General features: G+C 32.3%; 25 protein-coding genes and 1 tRNA gene. 22 read left to right on the top strand and 4 right to left on the bottom strand.

What is annotated here, in order from left to right; translation table 11 throughout:
- Positions 1–54 precede the first annotated feature (54 nt).
- Positions 55–708, top strand: a complete 654-nt coding sequence (sodB, locus tag L8V77_RS04945; RefSeq protein WP_263706970.1) for a superoxide dismutase [Fe] — start codon at positions 55–57, stop codon at positions 706–708.
- 59 nt (positions 709–767) lie between these two features.
- Complete coding sequence (dcuC, locus tag L8V77_RS04940; protein WP_263682886.1) at positions 768–2,141, top strand: C4-dicarboxylate transporter DcuC; 1,374 nt, start codon at positions 768–770, stop codon at positions 2,139–2,141.
- 262 nt (positions 2,142–2,403) lie between these two features.
- Here the strand turns inward: dcuC and L8V77_RS04935 are convergent, their stop codons facing one another.
- Positions 2,404–2,760 (bottom strand): hypothetical protein, encoded by a 357-nt coding sequence (locus L8V77_RS04935; protein ID WP_263706968.1) that lies wholly within the window; start codon positions 2,758–2,760, stop codon positions 2,404–2,406.
- Positions 2,761–3,019: 259 nt separating this feature from the next.
- Between L8V77_RS04935 and L8V77_RS04930 the strand changes: the two genes are divergently transcribed.
- Positions 3,020–6,448, top strand: a complete 3,429-nt coding sequence (locus tag L8V77_RS04930) for a hypothetical protein (RefSeq protein WP_263706967.1) — start codon at positions 3,020–3,022, stop codon at positions 6,446–6,448.
- Positions 6,449–6,713: 265 nt separating this feature from the next.
- Here L8V77_RS04930 and purM read toward each other — a convergent pair whose 3' ends face one another.
- On the bottom strand, positions 6,714–7,703 hold the full coding sequence (purM, locus tag L8V77_RS04925; RefSeq protein ID WP_214098353.1) for a phosphoribosylformylglycinamidine cyclo-ligase: 990 nt from the start codon (positions 7,701–7,703) through the stop codon (positions 6,714–6,716).
- A gap of 58 nt (positions 7,704–7,761) precedes the next feature.
- Between purM and coaE the strand changes: the two genes are divergently transcribed.
- From coaE to L8V77_RS04910, 3 genes are read left to right on the top strand one after another with little or no spacing between them, the layout of a single operon-like run.
- Positions 7,762–8,355, top strand: coding sequence for a dephospho-CoA kinase (coaE, locus tag L8V77_RS04920; protein ID WP_263706965.1), 594 nt, complete (start codon positions 7,762–7,764; stop codon positions 8,353–8,355).
- Entirely contained in the window at positions 8,352–9,101 is a 750-nt protein-coding gene (gene dapF, locus L8V77_RS04915) for a diaminopimelate epimerase (protein ID WP_263663716.1), read from the top strand. Before coaE ends, dapF begins: the two co-directional genes overlap by 4 nt.
- The gene (locus L8V77_RS04910; protein WP_263706963.1) at positions 9,076–9,783 is read left to right on the top strand and encodes a glucosaminidase domain-containing protein; all 708 of its coding nucleotides are present in this window, start codon (positions 9,076–9,078) and stop codon (positions 9,781–9,783) included. The genes dapF and L8V77_RS04910 overlap by 26 nt, the downstream gene beginning before the upstream one ends.
- On the opposite strand, the gene L8V77_RS04905 is transcribed toward L8V77_RS04910, so the two are convergent.
- Positions 9,780–10,841: an ATP-binding protein gene (locus L8V77_RS04905; protein WP_263706962.1), complete on the bottom strand. Its 1,062-nt coding sequence runs from the start codon at positions 10,839–10,841 to the stop codon at positions 9,780–9,782. The two genes, L8V77_RS04910 and L8V77_RS04905, sit on opposite strands and share 4 nt — an antisense overlap.
- Positions 10,842–10,859: 18 nt before the next feature.
- Positions 10,860–10,935, bottom strand: a tRNA-Ala gene (locus L8V77_RS04900).
- Between the two features lie 226 nt (positions 10,936–11,161).
- Here L8V77_RS04900 and rpsJ point away from each other — a divergent pair.
- The 16 genes from rpsJ to rpsH are packed head-to-tail and all read left to right on the top strand — an operon-like array spanning position 11,162 to position 17,752.
- The gene (gene rpsJ, locus L8V77_RS04895) at positions 11,162–11,473 is read left to right on the top strand and encodes a 30S ribosomal protein S10 (RefSeq protein WP_012660810.1); all 312 of its coding nucleotides are present in this window, start codon (positions 11,162–11,164) and stop codon (positions 11,471–11,473) included.
- A 9-nt stretch (positions 11,474–11,482) separates the two neighbouring features.
- Positions 11,483–12,058, top strand: a complete 576-nt coding sequence (gene rplC / locus L8V77_RS04890) for a 50S ribosomal protein L3 (RefSeq protein ID WP_012660811.1) — start codon at positions 11,483–11,485, stop codon at positions 12,056–12,058.
- On the top strand, positions 12,055–12,669 hold the full coding sequence (gene rplD, locus L8V77_RS04885) for a 50S ribosomal protein L4 (protein ID WP_039617137.1): 615 nt from the start codon (positions 12,055–12,057) through the stop codon (positions 12,667–12,669). The genes rplC and rplD overlap by 4 nt, the downstream gene beginning before the upstream one ends.
- Before the next feature lies 1 nt (position 12,670).
- Complete coding sequence (locus L8V77_RS04880) at positions 12,671–12,952, top strand: 50S ribosomal protein L23 (protein WP_039617139.1); 282 nt, start codon at positions 12,671–12,673, stop codon at positions 12,950–12,952.
- 1 nt (position 12,953) lies between these two features.
- Positions 12,954–13,784: a 50S ribosomal protein L2 gene (gene rplB / locus L8V77_RS04875; RefSeq protein ID WP_039617141.1), complete on the top strand. Its 831-nt coding sequence runs from the start codon at positions 12,954–12,956 to the stop codon at positions 13,782–13,784.
- A 1-nt stretch (position 13,785) separates the two neighbouring features.
- Positions 13,786–14,067, top strand: coding sequence for a 30S ribosomal protein S19 (gene rpsS, locus L8V77_RS04870; protein ID WP_039617142.1), 282 nt, complete (start codon positions 13,786–13,788; stop codon positions 14,065–14,067).
- Positions 14,068–14,076: 9 nt separating this feature from the next.
- On the top strand, positions 14,077–14,451 hold the full coding sequence (gene rplV / locus L8V77_RS04865; RefSeq protein ID WP_039617143.1) for a 50S ribosomal protein L22: 375 nt from the start codon (positions 14,077–14,079) through the stop codon (positions 14,449–14,451).
- A gap of 1 nt (position 14,452) precedes the next feature.
- Positions 14,453–15,154, top strand: a complete 702-nt coding sequence (rpsC, locus tag L8V77_RS04860; protein ID WP_039617145.1) for a 30S ribosomal protein S3 — start codon at positions 14,453–14,455, stop codon at positions 15,152–15,154.
- Positions 15,155–15,156: 2 nt separating this feature from the next.
- Entirely contained in the window at positions 15,157–15,582 is a 426-nt protein-coding gene (gene rplP, locus L8V77_RS04855) for a 50S ribosomal protein L16 (protein WP_263706961.1), read from the top strand.
- On the top strand, positions 15,569–15,754 hold the full coding sequence (gene rpmC / locus L8V77_RS04850) for a 50S ribosomal protein L29 (protein ID WP_012660819.1): 186 nt from the start codon (positions 15,569–15,571) through the stop codon (positions 15,752–15,754). The genes rplP and rpmC overlap by 14 nt, the downstream gene beginning before the upstream one ends.
- A gap of 9 nt (positions 15,755–15,763) precedes the next feature.
- A complete protein-coding gene (rpsQ, locus tag L8V77_RS04845) occupies positions 15,764–16,015 on the top strand; it encodes a 30S ribosomal protein S17 (RefSeq protein ID WP_039617148.1) in 252 nt (83 codons plus the stop codon).
- Positions 16,015–16,383, top strand: coding sequence for a 50S ribosomal protein L14 (rplN, locus tag L8V77_RS04840; RefSeq protein ID WP_012660821.1), 369 nt, complete (start codon positions 16,015–16,017; stop codon positions 16,381–16,383). Before rpsQ ends, rplN begins: the two co-directional genes overlap by 1 nt.
- A complete protein-coding gene (gene rplX / locus L8V77_RS04835; protein ID WP_012660822.1) occupies positions 16,383–16,610 on the top strand; it encodes a 50S ribosomal protein L24 in 228 nt (75 codons plus the stop codon). Before rplN ends, rplX begins: the two co-directional genes overlap by 1 nt.
- Position 16,611: 1 nt before the next feature.
- Entirely contained in the window at positions 16,612–17,157 is a 546-nt protein-coding gene (rplE, locus tag L8V77_RS04830; protein ID WP_012660823.1) for a 50S ribosomal protein L5, read from the top strand.
- Position 17,158: 1 nt separating this feature from the next.
- Positions 17,159–17,344, top strand: a complete 186-nt coding sequence (locus L8V77_RS04825; RefSeq protein ID WP_012660824.1) for a type Z 30S ribosomal protein S14 — start codon at positions 17,159–17,161, stop codon at positions 17,342–17,344.
- A 12-nt stretch (positions 17,345–17,356) separates the two neighbouring features.
- Complete coding sequence (gene rpsH, locus L8V77_RS04820; protein ID WP_039617152.1) at positions 17,357–17,752, top strand: 30S ribosomal protein S8; 396 nt, start codon at positions 17,357–17,359, stop codon at positions 17,750–17,752.
- The last annotated feature ends 71 nt before the right edge of the window (positions 17,753–17,823 follow it).

The following is a 17,823-nucleotide window of genomic DNA, read 5'->3' as shown; positions in this document are numbered from 1 at the left end:
CTTTTTTAATTTAACTATGTTAGAATATCCATAAATTTAAAAAAGGAGAACAATATGTTTGAATTAAGAAAACTACCTTATGAAGCAGACGCTTTTGGAGACTTTTTAAGTGCAGAAACTTTTGCATTTCATCATGGCAAACACCATCAAACTTATGTAAATAACCTAAACAATCTTATCAAAGATACTGAATTTGCGGGAAAAGATTTAGTTTATATCATACAAAACTCAAATGGTGGAGTTTTTAACAACGCTGCTCAAGTGTATAATCATGACTTTTATTTTGATTGCATTAAGCCAAAAACATGCTGTGGCTGTGGCTGTTCTTTGAGTGCTGAGTTTAAAGCAGCAGTTGAAAAAGACTTTGGCTCTATGGAAAATTTAAAAGAAGAGTTTATTAAAGGAGCTACAGGGGTATTTGGTTCTGGTTGGTTCTGGTTAGTTTATAACACTCAAAATCAAAAATTAGAATTAGTAGCTACAAGCAATGCTGCTACACCTATCACTGAAGGTAAAGTTCCGCTTTTAGTAGTTGATGTATGGGAGCATGCTTACTATGTAGATCACCGCAATGCGCGCCCTGCGTATTTAGAAAAATTCTACGCGCACATTAACTGGGAATTTGTAGCAAAAGCTTATGAATGGGCTATTAAAGAAGGCATGAACTCAGTAAGCTTTTATGCAAATGAACTTCACCCTGTAAAATAATCAAGTTTTTTTAAGAAAAACCCCGTAAAATAGACTAAATACAAAAATTAGGAGATTTTATGGAGGTTTTTCTTTCTGTCGTGGCTACTTTATTTTGTGTATTTTTAGTAGCCTATTTTATTCTTAAAAAATACAATCCTATCTTTACTTTTTTTCTCTCAGGTATTATTATCTTAATCATCATTTCTTTAGCGACTGGTGAGTCTGTGCTAAAACAAAGCTTAGGAAATCCTGTTTTTGATGTCTTTGGTTTTGTAACTCAAACTTTTAAGACAAATTTAGCTGGTGTGGGGCTTATTATAATGTCTGTTGCAGGTTTTGCAGCTTATATGAAGCACATTAATGCTTCGGCAAAGTTAGCTTTTGTAGCAAATAAACCACTAGGCAAGATTAAAAATAAATACCTAGTTTTAAGTGGAACTTTTGTAGTGGGTATGGCTTTAAAAATAGTTATTTCAAGTTACACAGGATTGTTACTTTTATTGCTTGCTTCGATTTATCCTGTTTTAATCGCCATAGGAATTCGTCCTATCACTGCTGTATCGGTTTTATCATTAATTGCACTTGATTATGGTCCTAAAGATGGAAATTCTATAAATTTAGCAGATATGGTAGGTATTGAAAATGTTGTTGCTATGTTTTTTGAATACCAAATTTATCCTGTTATAGCTTATGTTGTTGTGATAGCTTTGCTTATTCCGTTTTATTATAGTTATATGGATAAAAAAGACTTAGCAAAAGGCGTTGTGGATAATATCGAACATATGGAAATAAAAAACCCAAATTGTCCTTTATTTTATATTTTCTTGCCTTGGCTTCCTATAGTGTTTTTATTTGGTGCTTATTTTGCAAATTTATATGGATATAAAGTGAAGCTAGATGTGGTGAGCGCCAATTTTTTAAGTATAAGTTTGGTTTTTATTTTAGAGTATGCTAGACATAAAGACGCAAAAAAACTTGCAGATGATTTGATGGTGATACTAAAAGCTATGGCAGAAATTTTTGTAAGTGTTGTTTGTATTATCATTGCAGCTTCTATTTTTGCAGAAGGTATTAAAGCGTTAAAAGGTATAGAACATTTAGCCTTAGCAGTTTCTTCTATGGGAGCTTCTGCTGTGTTGCTTACTATTATAGTTTTAAGCTTTATTGTGTATTTTGCAAGTGTGATTATGGGTAGTGGGATTGCTGCTTTTAATGCTTTTGGAAGACTTGCTCCAGATATTGCTCAAAAACTAGGGATTAATCCTATCTCGCTAGCTTTGCCACTTGAGATTGCTTCTTGTTTGGGGCGTGCTGCCTCGCCGATATCGGGTGGAATTTTAGCCTTAGCAGGCTTTGCAAAATTAGATCCTATAGCCATTGTTAAAAGATCTACTCCTATGTTGCTTGTAGGAATGGCTTTAAATATCCTAATAGCTTGGTATTTTGCATAAATTTAGAGTGATGGCCTTTAGGCTATTACTCTAGTATGTTTGTATGAAAATTTATGCAAATTTAAGAGATTTTACAAAAGATAAATAAGCCTAATGTCTTTTAAATTCATCTATCAAAAAAACCATAAATTATAAAAATCTTTAATGTATATATAATATAAATTTATAAAAAATTTATTATTTTTTATTACTATTACGCAAATTTTAATTTCCAAAAGGAGTTTTAATGTTAAATTTCACGGGGGGGGGGAATTGAGAATTCTCAATCAAGCATATCCTCTTTAAAAACATCAAACAATATTTCTTTTACTAAGAAAACCTTCTTATCTTTAGCAACTATATCTTTTTTAGCAACTTGTGCTAATGCTAGTATAACAACTATAGGTGATAAAGCTTCTAATGGTAGTATTACTATCACTAAAGCTAAAAGCACTACAAACAATAACAACAAACAAGTAAAAAATTCTAAAAGTATTAGTGGTGGTGGATGTAATAGTACAATTTGTAATATAGGGAGTGCTGTTAATAATGGTGTTACTATAAGTGGTACAGATGGTGGCACTTTAACTATTACAAGTGATGGTAGTATAAATACTAATAATAACAATAACGCTATCAATGTAAGTCAAGGCGCTACTAATGTAACTATCAATAATGCAGGTAATGTTAATGGTGGAGTATCAAATGGTGCTGCAATTAATATAGGACAAAACAATCAAAATGGTGCTAGTATTAAAGATTTTACCAATAGTGGAACAATAGGTGATGGAAATAATAAATTTGCTATTACTGTTTGGGGTAATGGTAGCAACAAATCAACAATTGAAAAATTTGAAAACTCAGGTTTAATACAATCAGGGAATGGTGAAGCAATATATTTGGGTAATACTACTATAACTAATTTTACTAATGGTGGAACTATTAAATCCACAGGTGGAGTTGGTGTTAATATAGCAAGTGGAACTACTATATCTAACTTAAAAAATACTGGTACTATTAATGGAAGTCATGGTATTAAAGTTAATAGTGCTACATTGCAAAATTTAGAAAACAGTGGGACTATAAGTGGTAGTAGCAATGGTATTCAAATCGATAGTGGTGCTGTAAATACAATAGACAATAAAGGAACTATAGCTTCTGCAAATGGATATGGTATTTATTTTATAGGAAATACTGAGCAAATTTCAAATTCAGGTCTTATTGATGGTAAATCTGCTGGAATGGCTTCTGTTTCAGAAGTTAAAACTATTATAAATGAAGAAAATGGTGTTATTAAGTCTAATGGTGAAGGTATTGGAATGTCATGGACTGGAGGTGGTCGTTATGCTAAAGGAGATCTTATAAAAAATGCTGGCACTATCGAAGCTGGTACTACTGGTATTAAAGTATATTCAGGAGTCACAATAGGAAATATTGACAACTCCGGTATTATTAATGCGGGAAGTAATGGTATTGAGTTGCATGACATAGGCTGGGGGACTAATGCTTCAATCCATGTAAAAACCATTAATAATTCAGGAACTATTATAGCAAAGCGCGATGGTATTGTTTTTTCAGATGGCAGAACAAATGCTAATATATCTGCAATGACTATAGATAATATATCAAACACAGGTACCATTCAAGCAGGAAGATATGGAATTGTATTAAGCGATACTAAAAATGCTTACCAAATCGGTAAAATCAATTTAGGTGGTTTAGTTAGTGGTGGTACAGCTGGATTTTATATAGGAGCTAAGCAAAAACTAACACAGGATATTACTGTAACAGGAACCCTAGCAGGCGGTAGTGGTATTATCAATAAAGGAACATTAGGTAATACTAATAAACAAGGTGGTATTAAGCTAGATGGTGGAACCATAGCCGCAACATCCGAAAGCAATGGTATGATGTATTATAATGCTAATGGTGCTGCTATAAGAAATACTGATAATGGTATTATTTATGGTGATACAGAGTTAAAAAATAAAGCTTCTATGATAGGAGATTTTATTAACGAAGGTAATGGTCAAATAGAAGGTTCTATAAAATTAAGCGATGAATCTAAAATTTTTGGAAATATTAATAATATAGGCACAGGAAATATTAATGGTTCTATAGAATTAACAGATAAATCATACATAGCTGGTATAGTCAATTCAGGCTCAGGAAAAATCACAGGAAACATTAGCGTAGATAGCTCAAGTGAGATAGGTAATATCATCAATGCAGGAAGTGGAGAAATCACTGGTAATGTTAGTGTAAATAATAGCTCTAAAGTTGGCAATATCATCAATGGTACTTTAGCAAATTCTTTTTATGCTGATGGAGTTTCTACTGGTAAAATCACTGGTGATGTTAGCGTTGGCAATAAAAGTATAGTTGGAAATATTATAAATGCTGGACAAGGACAAATCTCAGGTGGTATTAAAGTTGATAATAATAGTGAAGTTACTAATATTTCTAATGCTGGTAATGGGCTTATTAGCAGTGATGTTAGCGTTAATAATGGATCGAAAGTAGGTAATATCTTTAATAGTGATTTTGGAAAAATCACAGGAAATATATCTATAGGTAAAGAATCTAGTGTAGGTGGGGTTGTAAATAGTGGCAATGGTGAAGTTAGTGGAGATATTAAAGTAGAAGAAGGTGGTAAGGTAGAAGAGATTGTCAATGATGGCAATGGACAAATCACTGGTGATGTGAGTGTAGGATCAGGTTCTTCTGTGGGTAATATCACTAATAGCGGTAATGGTAATATAGGTGGTAGTATTAAAAATGATGGAGAATTAGGCTCAATTAATAATAGTGGTTCTATCAGCGGTTCTATTGAAAATAACAATGGTGATTTAGATATTAAAAATGATGGAGAATTAGGTGGATCTATCACTGTAGGGGAAAACGGTGGTAATACTTCTATCTCAAATGGTTCTAATGGTAATATAGGTGGTGGTATAGTTAATAATGGTAATAATGATATTAACATAGATAACCAAGGTACAGTTAAACCTGATAGCAATGGTAATCACATCACTAATAATGGTGGTGGTAATGTAAATGTAGGTGATTGGGTGGTTCAGCCAAATGAAGATGGTAGCTTTGATGGGGTTATTAATGTAGGTGGTAGTGGTAGTGGTTCTACAAATATAGACAATATCACAGTAGATACTTCATCTCCAAACTATGATGCAACTAAACCTATCAATCCTGATAATATAGTTAATAATAATACAAGCGGTAGCGGTGGAGTAGGTAAACCTGGTAATGTTGGTTCAAACAATGATTTATTAAATTTAGTTTATGATCCAATTTCAGGAACTTATAAAACCTTAGCTGATGTAAGTGCTGGTGTGGGTTCTGTTATGGCTCAAACTTTAGTTAATACCTATATAATGAGATCATTCTTTATTGATACTGTAATGGATGATGCTTCAAGAATGGCATATAAACATGCAAGAGTACATGATCATAAGAAAAACAAAGACTTAGTGGGATTTAGCACAGATGAACATTATCATGGCTTTGTATTGCCATATTTTTCATCAAATAGTATTAAACTTTTAGGAACAAGTGATTATTCTAAAGGACATACTAAAGGTATAGTAGCAGGTTTTCATACCTTAAGAGATATAGGTATGCTAGGAGCTTATTTAGGAACTGAAGAAGCTAATATGGATACTAAAGATTATTTCTCTTTAAAAATGCAAACAGTTTATGCAGGTTTGAAATATTCTAATCTTTTATTAGAAGATGAAATGAAAGAAGCTTTCGTTAAAGCACATACTAAAGTAGCTTATACTAAAAATGATGTACAAAAATTCATCGATAAAGGAAAAAAAGAAGCTAATGGTAATACAGATACTTATGGTTATGGAGCAAGTATAGGTACTGGTATGAATTTTTATTTAGATGGTATCAATAATGTTATTACACCTGAAGTATCATTAAACTATGAAGGTGGTTTCACAAAAGCATTTAGTATGCATGGAGAAGGTGCGTTAAATCATGAAAGATATTATGAAAGTAAATTAAATCTTTTCTCAAGTACAGCATCAATTAAATGGTTTAATCAATGGCACCCACAAATTAGCACTTCATTTGAAGCAGGTGCAAGAATTAACTTCAATCCTGAAGTAGATTCAAGAGTAAACTTTGCAAACTTAAAAGCAAGTGAAACTTTAGATTTACCAAGAACTTATCAATATGCTGGTGCATCTTTAATCTTTTCTTTAGCAAAAGATTTAGATATGTCATTTAACTATAATGGCACTTTTGCAAACAATGCTCATTCTCATACAGGGTATTTGCAATTTGATTTTATATTCTAAATATACTAAGCCTTTTAAGGCTTAGTGTTTAATTAATTGCCCAGAGTTTGCTTGAAATAAAATTACAAAACAACAAAAAAAGATTTGAAAAAAAATAATCTAGTAATAGTTTAAGGTATATTAGTTTATATCTTTTAAGTAGTATGTTAAATTAAAATTAAAACTCCTTATTAGGCAAACTCTAAGACATTAAGCTTAAAGCTTTAGTTTATTGCTTTAATGCTTTTAAGCTTAATGTGTGTTAAGTAAGCTCTGGGGAGTTGAATTATTCTAGTATTACCCCTTCATTTAATACAACTTCGCCTATTACATAAGCATCTGAGCTTTCTAAAACTTTTCCTACATTAGATGGATCTACCACCATAACTAAACCCACACCCATATTAAAGCTTCTATACATTTCAGCCTCTTCTACACTTTGGCCTATTTGGTAAAAAATTTCAGGAGTTTTTAGATGATGTTTTCTAATAATTGCGCCTATTCCTCTTGGGAAAACTCTAGGTAAATTTTCTACTAAACCACCACCTGTTATATGAGCTAGTGCATTGATGAATGGTTTTAATTTTAAAAAGTCTTTTACGTAAATTCTTGTAGGTTCAAGTAAAATATCGATTAAATTTTTACCCTCTATTTTATCATCAAACTTAAGCTTTTGTGCTTCAAATAGTACTTTTCTAGCTAAAGAATATCCATTAGAATGAAGCCCGCTACTAGGTAGAGCTAGTAAAATATCTCCATTTTTTACAAAATTTCTTCTATCGATTTCATCTTTTTCGGCCATACCCACTGAAAAACCTGCTAAGTCAAAATCATTGCTATGATACATTCCAGGCATTTCAGCAGTTTCTCCGCCTATTAAGGCACAATTTGCTTTTTTACAACCATTAGCAATCCCTGCTACGACTTTTTTAGCTACTTCTACATCTAATTTTGCAGTTGCATAATAGTCTAAAAAAAACAAAGGCGTAGCAAAATTACAAATTAAATCATTCACACACATTGCTACTAAGTCCTCACCTATAGTGTCAAATTTTTGACTATCAATAGCAAGACGCAACTTCGTACCCACTCCATCAGTTGCTGCTAACATAACAGGATTTTTAAAACCACTTGGCATAGCAAAAGCACCTGAAAAAGAGCCTATGCCACCTAAAACATTTTCATTAAAAGTTTCTTTTACTAAAGGCTTGATTGCTTCTACAAAAGCATTGCCATTGTCTATACTTACGCCCGCATCTTCATAGCTTATATTCATTTATCTTCCTTTAAGAATTTAAAAGGTATTTTAACTAAAAATGTTTTAAGGCTAAATTATGCAAAATGCTTATTTTGTAACTTCAAGTATAGCAGGTGGAAAGTCAAGCTTTATAAAAATAGTTCAAAATTTGGGTTTTGATACTTTAAGCGCAGATGTGATAGCTCATGAGCTTTTAAATGAAAATGCAAATTCCATAGCTAAGCTTTTTGATAACGATGATTTAATCATAGCAGGAAAAATAGATAGAAAAAAACTTGGAACTATTGTATTTAATGACTTAAATGCTAAAAAAAAGCTAGAAGATTTTTTACATCCTAAAATCAAAGAAGTTATTTTACAAAAAGCTCAAATTTTAGATAAAAAAAACAAGGCTTTTTTTATAGAACTGCCTTTATTTTTTGAAAATAATCACTATCAAAATTTAGGAAAAAGTATATTAATTTATGCTCCAAAAGAACTTTTGCTTCAAAGATTAATGCAAAGAGATAATTTAGATGAAAACGAAGCTTTAAAAAGAATTAATTTACAACTTGATATAGAAGAAAAACTAAAAAAAGCAGATTTTGTGATAAAAAATACCTCAGGTTATGAAAATTTTGAGAAAAATGTGCTAAATTTTTTAAAACACACTTTAAAGGTTGAAAAATGAAATTTTACAAGTACTGTGCTAGCGGGAATGATTTTGTGGTGTTTGCAGATAGTGAAAAAAAAGATCGTAGCGAATTAGCTAAAATTCTTTGTAATCGTTATGAAGGCATAGGCGCTGATGGGCTTATAGTAGTTGTGCCTCATGATAGATATGATTTTGAATGGGAATTTTATAATTGTGATGGGAGCAAGGCAAGTATGTGCGGTAATGGCTCACGCGCAGCAGCTCATTTTGCTCATCATTATTTGAAAAAATCTCAATATTTAAATTTCTTAACCGGTGCAGGACTTATAAAATCTTTTGTTGATGATGATATAGTTGAAATCAAACTTAGCGGGGTAAAGGATATTAAAGAAGCTTTTGAGTATAAAGGTAGAATTTGGCAAGGCTGTAATACTGGTGTTCCGCATATAGTAACCTTTGTTGATGATTTAAACGAATTTGATGTAAATTTATGTAAAGAAGTGCGTAAAAGATACAATGCAAATGTTAACTTTGCTAAAGTAGAAGATGATGAATTTATAAGAGTTAGAACTTATGAACGCGGGGTAGAAGATGAGACTTTGGCTTGTGGTACGGGTATGGGGGCTTGTTTTTATCTAGCGTATTTAAATCAAGAAGTAAAAGATGATATTTTGGTAAAGCCAAAAAGTAATGAAAGTTTGTATTTTAGATTAGAAGAGGATCAAATATTTTTTAGAGGAAAGGTAAAGTGCTGTTTTGAAGCTGATTATAATTTTGCTTAGTAGTGTTTTATTTTTAAAAGCTGAATTTATAGCAGGTTTTGATGAGCAATATTATGCTTTAAGTATAAAAGAAAAGCGTGAGGTTTTTATCAAAAAAATCAATGCTTTATTGGATGTTTCTTTTAAAGAGATAGAAAAGGAAAAAGAATTTATAGAATTTTTCTTTAAAGAAGCTATAAAGAATAATTTTAGAAAGCTAAATACTAATTCTGTGCAAAAACTATGGTCTTTGAAGGAAAAATACCGTGTTAAAAATTTATATGATCACAAAGAATACCAAATGCGTGTCCAAAAGGTTCCAAAGTCTTTAGCTATAGCTCAAGCTATTATTGAAAGTGCAACTGGTACAAGTCGCTTTGCTAAAGAGGCAAATAATTTATTTGGAGAATGGACTTGGGGTGAAAAAGGTTTAGTGCCAAAGGAAAGAGGCGAGGGTAAAACTCACAAAATTCGTATATTTGATAGCTTACAAGAAAGTGTGGATTCGTACTTGCTTAATTTAAATCGCCACGATGCTTATAAGGAATTTAGAGCTTGGCGGTGGGATGCTATAAATCAAAATGAAAAACTTGATGGTAAAGAAGCGGCAAGTCATTTAGAAAAATATTCAGAGATTAAAAGTAATTACACTAAGCTTATTTTATCTATCATCGAGCAATATAAGCTTGATGAGTTAGATTAATTACCCAAGGCCCACTCATCAAAAGGTAAAATCATCACGCGCACCCCCTCAATGAAAAACTCATCTCTTTGTGAAAGCGTGATGATATAAATAGTCGAAAGTGCAAGTTGATTTTTACTAAGGATTTTTTTGACTTTTAAACTAAGTAAATCTTTATCTTTAAAGGGTGAGCATAAAAATGCATTTTTAAGACTTGGTAAGTAAAAATCAAAATGCTTAGTATAAAAAATTTCTTGTTTAAATTTAAACAACTCACTTAAAATTAAATTTTCAAACAAAGTACTAAAGTCTTTTTGTATGCTTAGAGAATTTTTTAGTGAAAAGTCCCAAAAATATACTTTTTTTAAATTCTTTTCAAGATTTTTTACAAAATACAAAGTGTAGTTTGATTCCAGTTTTTCTATGCTTTTATATAAGGTATCTTTGGAAATTTTTATACTGTTTTTTAGAGTTTTTAATAACTCATTAACGCTAAATTCACTCCCAAGTTCTAAGGCAATTTGTTTGAGTATAGTAAGCTCTAATGGGGTATAAAAGCTTTTTAAGTATGATGAGTTTGTGTTAAAGTTGTGATTTAAAATCACATTGCGTCCTGTATGTAAAAAATAACTTACCATGGTTTTAGTATCAGCATATTTTTTGTTTAGGCTTAAAAATTCTTCAAAGTCTAAATAATCTAAATGAAGTTCTTCAAACTGATCTAAGCAAAAATTACTATCACAAACGCTTATTATGATTTGCAAATTAAGATGTTTTAAACTAGCAAAGTCAAAATCATGAGTAAAGTTACAAAGTGCTAAAAATTTAATTTGTGGATTATAAGTTAAAAACGAATTTAAACTTATTAAAGCACTTGCTTGAAATTTTAAATCATCACAATCAATAAAGAGTATATTTTCACTTTTATACAAAGATAAAAAATTTAAAATCAAATTTTTCTTACCACTTGCAAAACCACCTTTTATGATGATGTTTTTATGGGTTTGGATTTGAATTTTTCTTTCATCAAATTTTTGAAATTTTGGGTAATTATCGTAAAAAAATTGTAGTGATTTCATAGATTTCTTTATACTAAATGGTGGAGCATAGCGGGTTCGAACCGCTGACCCCAACGCTGCCAGCGTTGTGCTCTCCCAGCTGAGCTAATGCCCCTTTAGATTTTGAAATCATACTATATTTTTTCTTAGATTTTCTTAATGCATAAAAAATCTGATAAATTTTATAAAATTTAATTTTTATCCTTTTTAAAAGGAAAATAATTAAAAAAAATGTATAAATTTCTTGACATAGCAAAGTATGTTTTTATATAATCTCAACATCATTTTATATGGTGGTTAGATTCTTATGGGTCTAACGAGTTCTTTACAAAGGAAAAAATATGGAAAGAATCAGGCTTAAGCTAAAAGCTTATGACCACAGAGTTCTAGATCGCACAGTTGCAGCAATTGTAGAAGCTGTTAAAAGAACAGGTGCTGACATCAGAGGTCCAGTGCCAATGCCTACAAAAATCAAAAGATACACAGTTTTGAAATCTCCACACATCAATAAAGATTCACGCGAACAATTTGAGATGAGAATTCATGCTCGTATGCTTGATATTGTAGCAGCTACTCCAGATACAGTAGATTCACTCACTAAGCTTGACTTGGCTCCAGAGGTCAATGTTGAAGTAAGAGCTATGGGTAAATAAGGATAGAATATGGAATACATTGTAGAAAAAATTGGTATGAGTAGAACAATCAGCACACCAAGCATTCCTGTAACCTTACTTAAACTTGTTCAAACTAAAGTATGTGAAGTAGAAAATGGAAAAGCTTTGGTTGCTTATGTAAAAGGCAAAGCAAATAATAAATGCATTGCAGGTCAGCAAAAAAAATACAATCTTTCAGCTGAATATAATAGATTTGCTTCTTTAGAAGTAGCAAACACAGAAGCAGGTGATATTGATCTTAATCCTTTAAAAGAAGCTTCTATTTTAAAAGTAAGCTTTAATTCTAAAGGTAGAGGTTATAGTGGGGTTGTTAAAAGACATGGATTTGCCGGAGGTCCTGCAAGTCACGGTTCAAGATTCCACAGACGTCACGGATCAATCGGTAACCGCGAATGGCCAGGTCGTGTTCAACCAGGTATGAAAATGGCAGGTCATTATGGTAATGTAAAAGTTACTGTTAAAAATGAAGTAGTTTCATTTGATGAAGAAAATGGCATCTTAGTAGTAAAAGGTGCAGTACCAGGATTTAATGGTGCTATGGGTAAAATAAGGATTGCAAAATGAGTAAAGTAACTGTTTTAAATGATAAATTTGAAAAAGCTAGTGAACTCGATCTTCCAGCAAAATATGCAGAAGTTAATCCTCACAACCTTTATTTATATGTAAAATCTTATCTTGCTAGCCTTAGAGCAAACACAGCTCATACTAAAGGTAGAAGCGATGTAAGCGGTGGTGGTAAAAAACCATGGAGACAAAAAGGTCGTGGTGGTGCAAGAGCAGGTTCAACAAGAACGAATGTTTGGGTTGGTGGTGCTGTGGCATTTGGTCCTACAAACAATCGTAACTATTTCCAAAAAGTTAATAAAAAACAAAAACGTTTAGCGCTTGAAAGAGCATTGGCTGATAAAGCACAAAACAATGCATTATTCTCAGTAGATAGTTTAAGCATTGAAAGCGGTAAAACAAAAGATGCAAATGCAGTTATTAAAAAGCTTGGTTTAAAAGATGCTTTAATTGTAAAAGATTTACTAGATGAAAAAACACTTCTTGCTTTTAGAAACTTAGCAAATTGCTATGTAGTTGATATTAGCGAAGTAAATGCTTATTTAGTATCTGTATTTAATGCTGTTATCATTGAAAAAGCAGCGCTTGAATCTATCGTAAAAGAGGGTTAAAATGGCAGATATTACTGATATAAAAACAATACTTTACACTGAAAAAAGCTTAAACCTTCAAGAGCAAGGTGTTGTAGTTATTCAAACTTCTCCAAAAATGACTAAAAATGGTCTAAAAGAAGTTTTAAGAGAATATTTTGGTGTAACTCCAGTAAGAATTAATTCTTTAAAAATGGATGGAAAAGTAAAGCGTTTTAGAGGTCGTGAAGGTCAAAGAAATAGCTTTAAAAAATTCTATGTTAAGCTACCAGAAGGTGTGAGCTTAGAAAGTTCGGAGGCATAAGATGGCAATTAAAACTTATAAACCATATACTCCAAGTAGAAGATATATCACAGGTGTAAGCTCTGATGATATCACAGCAAAAGCTAGTGTACGTTCATTACTTGTAAAACTTCCAGCTCATGCAGGTCGTAACAATAATGGTAGAATCACAAGCCGTCATAAAGAAGCAGGTGCTAAAAAACTTTACAGAATTATAGATTTTAAAAGAAGAAAATTTGGTATTGAAGGTAAAGTTGAAGCAATCGAGTATGATCCATACAGAAATTGTCGTATTGCATTAATCTCTTATAGAGATGGTGAAAAAAGATACATCTTACAACCAAAAGGTTTAAGTGTTGGTGATGTTGTTTGTGCTGCTGAAAGCGGACTTGACATTAAACCAGGTAATGCAATGAAATTAAGAAATATCCCAGTGGGTACTATCGTACACAATATCGAGTTAAAACCAGGCAAAGGCGGTCAAATGATCCGTTCAGCGGGTGCTTATGCTCAATTAATGGGTAAAGAAGAAAAATACGTTATCTTAAGACTTGCAAGTGGTGAAATGAGACAAGTTTTAGCTGAATGTATGGCAAGTATCGGTGAAGTTGGTAATGAAGAATGGTCAAACGTGACTATTGGTAAAGCTGGTAGAAATCGCCATAGAGGTATTCGTCCTCAAACAAGAGGTTCTGCGATGAACCCAGTTGATCACCCGCACGGTGGGGGTGAAGGTAAGAAAAATTCAGGCCGTCATCCAGTTACTCCATGGGGTAAACCAACTAAAGGTGCTAAAACTCGCCGTAAAAAAGCTAGCGATAAGCTAATAATTTCAAGAAGAAAAGGAAAGTAAGATGGCTAGGTCACTAAAAAAAGGTCCTTTTGTTGATGACCATGTAATGAAAAAAGTCATCGCTGCTAAAAAAGCTAACGATGGTAAGCCAATTAAAACTTGGTCAAGACGCAGCACTATTATACCTGATATGATAGGTTTAACTTTTAATGTTCATAATGGAAAAAGCTTTATCCCAGTATATGTTACTGAAAATCATATCGGTTACAAATTAGGTGAATTTGCACCTACTAGAACATTCAAGGGTCACAAAGGCTCTGTTCAGAAAAAAATAGGTAAGTAAGGGAGATTTATGAGTAGAGCGTTAATTAAATTCATAAGATTATCTCCAACTAAAGCGAGATTGATTGCTAGAGAAGTTCAAGGTATGAATGCAGAGCTTGCATTAGCTAGTTTGAAATTTATGCCAAATAAAGGTGCTAAATTTATAGCAAATGCTATTTCAAGTGCTGTAGCAAATGGCGGATTTGAAGCAAATGAAGTTGTTGTTTCAAGTTGTCGTGTTGATGCTGGTGCGGTTTTAAAAAGATTTAGACCAAGAGCTAGAGGAAGTGCTAGTCGTATTAGAAAGCCAACTTCACACATTTTGGTAGAAGTTAGTAAAGTAGAAGCAAGTGCTGAAAAAACTACAAAAGCTAAAAAAGCATCAGTGAAAAAGGAAAGCTAATATGGGACAAAAAGTAAATCCGATTGGTTTAAGACTAGGAATTAATAGAAATTGGGAATCAAGATGGTTTCCTACAAAAGCTAATTTAGCAGAAAATATTGGTGAAGATTATAAAATCAGAACTTTCTTAAAAAGAAAACTTTATTATGCAGGAATTAGCCAAATTCTTGTAGAAAGAACAGCGAAAAAATTAAGAGTAACTGTTGTAGCTGCAAGACCAGGGATTATTATTGGTAAAAAAGGTAGTGATGTTGATATTTTAAGAAAAGAACTTCAAGATTTAATCAAAAAAGAAGTTAATATCAATATCAAAGAAGAAAGAAAAGCAGGTGCTTCAGCTCAGCTTGCAGCTGAAAGTGTTGCTACTCAACTTGAGAAAAGAATTGCTTTTAGAAGAGCAATGAAAAAAGTAATTCAAGGAGCGCAAAAAGCAGGTGCTAAAGGGATTAAAGTTTCAGTTTCAGGCCGTTTAGGTGGTGCTGAAATGGCAAGAACTGAATGGTACTTAGAAGGTCGTGTTCCACTTCACACTTTAAGAGCAAAAATCGATTATGGCTTTGCAGAAGCACATACTACTTATGGAAACATAGGTATTAAAGTATGGATCTTCAAAGGTGAAGTTTTACAAAAGGGTGTTCAACCTGAAAAAACCGAAGAAAACGCTCCAGCTAAAAAAACTAGAAGAGCAAGAAGAGGTAAATAATCATGTTAATGCCAAAAAGAACAAAATATCGTAAAATGATGAAAGGGCGTAACAGAGGTTATGCCAACAGAGGGATTGAATTTACTTTTGGTGATTTTGCCCTAAAAGCAACTGAAGCTGGCCGTATCAATTCACGTCAAATCGAAGCAGCTCGTATTGCTTTAACTCGTTTTGTAAAAAGACAAGGTAAAACTTGGATTAGAGTTTTCCCAGATAAACCTCTAACTAAAAAACCTTTAGAAACTCGTATGGGTAAAGGTAAAGGTGCAGTTGAGGAATGGGTAATGAACATTAAACCAGGTCGTATCATTTATGAAATGGCAGGGGTTAATGAAGAAATGGCAAGACAAGCTTTAACTTTAGCGATGCACAAATTGCCATTTAAAACTAAGTTTGTTACAAGAGAGAGCCAAAATGAAATATACTGAGATTAAAGATAAAACAGCAGGTGAGCTTGCAACAATGCTAAAAGAAAAAAAGGTGCTTTTATTTACTTTAAGACAAAAGCTAAAAACAATGCAGCTAACTAATCCTAAAGAAATTAGCGAAGTTAAAAAAGACATCGCTAGAATCAATACTGCAATTAGCGCTTTAAAATAAGGATAGAAAATGGCATTTAAAAGAGAAATTCAAGGCGTTGTTGTTCAAATTGCTGGAGATAAAACAGCAACAATTTTGGTTGAAAGAAAAGTGGTTCACCCAAAATACAGAAAAATCGTAAAACGCTTTAAAAAATATTTAATTCATGATGAAAGAAATGAGCTTAAAGTGGGAAATACTGTAGTTGCTATTGAATGTAGACCACTTTCTAAGAGAAAATCATTTCGCTTAAAAACTATAGTATCAGCAGGAGTTGAGTAATGATTCAAAGTTTTACTAGGCTTGCAGTTGCTGATAATAGCGGTGCAAAAGAATTAATGTGTATTAAGGTTTTAGGTGGTAGTAAAAGAAGATACGCTACTGTTGGTGATGTAATCGTTGCATCTGTAAAAAAAGCTCTACCAAATGGTAAAGTTAAAAAAGGTCAAGTAGTAAAAGCAGTTATCGTTAGAACTAAAAAAGAAATTCATAGAGATAATGGTTCTTTAATTCGTTTTGATGAAAATGCAGCAGTTATTCTTGATGCTAAAAGAGAGCCTATCGGAACACGTATTTTTGGACCAGTAGGTCGTGAAGTAAGATATGGTGGCTTTATGAAAATTGTTTCACTGGCACCGGAGGTGTTGTAATGAAATTAAAAATTAAAAAGAATGATATGGTAAAAGTTATCGCAGGCGATGACAAAGGCAAAACAGGTAAAGTTTTAGCAGTATTTCCTAAAACAAATAAAGTAATTGTTGAGGGTTGTAAAATCGCTAAAAAAGCTGTTAAGCCAAGTGATAAAAATCCAAATGGCGGTTTTATCAATAAAGAAATGCCAATGGATATTTCAAATGTAGCAAAGGCAGGAGAATAAGATGATGAGATTGAAAGAAAAATATACTCAAAATATCAAACCTGCTTTAGTAAAAGAATTTGATATCAAAAATCCTATGCTTATTCCTTTTATTGAAAAAGTTGTAATCAGCGTAGGTGCTGGGGAATTAGCAAAAGATCAAAAAGTATTACAAAATGTTGCAGATACTATTTCATTGATTGCTGGACAAAAAGCAGTTATCACAAAAGCTAAAAAATCAGTTGCTGGTTTTAAAGTGAGAGAAGGCTTCCCAGTAGGTGTAATGGTAACATTAAGAAAAGACAATATGTATGCTTTCTTAGATAAGCTTATTACTATAGCTCTTCCTCGTGTTAAAGACTTTAGAGGTCTTCCAAGAGATGGTTTTGATGGAAGAGGAAACTATAACTTTGGTTTAGATGAGCAGTTAATGTTCCCAGAAGTTGAATATGATAAAATCTTAAGAACTCATGGTATGAACATTTCTATCGTTACAACAGCAAAATCAGATAAAGAGGCACAAAAATTATTAGAATTATTTGGCGTGCCATTTGCAAAAGGAAAGTAATATGGCTAAAAAATCAATGATTGCAAAAGCTGCCCGCAAACCTAAATTTAGCGTTAGAGGGTATACTAGATGCCAAATTTGTGGAAGACCACATTCAGTTTATAGAGATTTTGGAATTTGTAGAGTTTGCTTAAGAAAAATGGCAAATGAAGGTTTAATTCCTGGTCTTAAAAAAGCAAGTTGGTAAGAGGAAAGAACCATGATAAATGATTTAATTTCAGATTCACTAACAAGAATTAGAAATGCAGGGATGAGAAGATTAGAAACTACTCAACTTTTGCATTCTAAAGTTATCGAAGCTTTACTTGGAATTTTCCAAGCTAAAGGCTATATTGAAAGCTTTAATGTTATTGAAGAGGATAAAAAGAAATTCATCAATGTAGTTTTAAAATACGATGAAAAAGGTAAAAGCGTAATTAACGAAGTTAAGCGTATTTCTAAACCTGGTCGTCGTGTTTATAAAGGCAAAGATGAGATCAAAAGATTTAAAAACGGTTATGGTACTATCGTAGTAAGCACTTCAAAAGGTGTTTTAGCTAACGACGAAGCTTACAAAGCGGGCGTTGGCGGCGAAGTTTTATGTACTATTTGGTAAGAGTTTCTACTTTTTATGGTATTCGGTATCCATTCTTATAAAGTAGTCATATCGTAGACAAGTAAAAAGGA

It is taken from the genome of Campylobacter sp. IFREMER_LSEM_CL2127, from assembly GCF_025771745.1.
In the GTDB taxonomy this organism is placed as follows: Bacteria; Campylobacterota; Campylobacteria; order Campylobacterales; family Campylobacteraceae; genus Campylobacter_D.
This window is presented reverse-complemented; position numbering and strand designations above follow the sequence as displayed.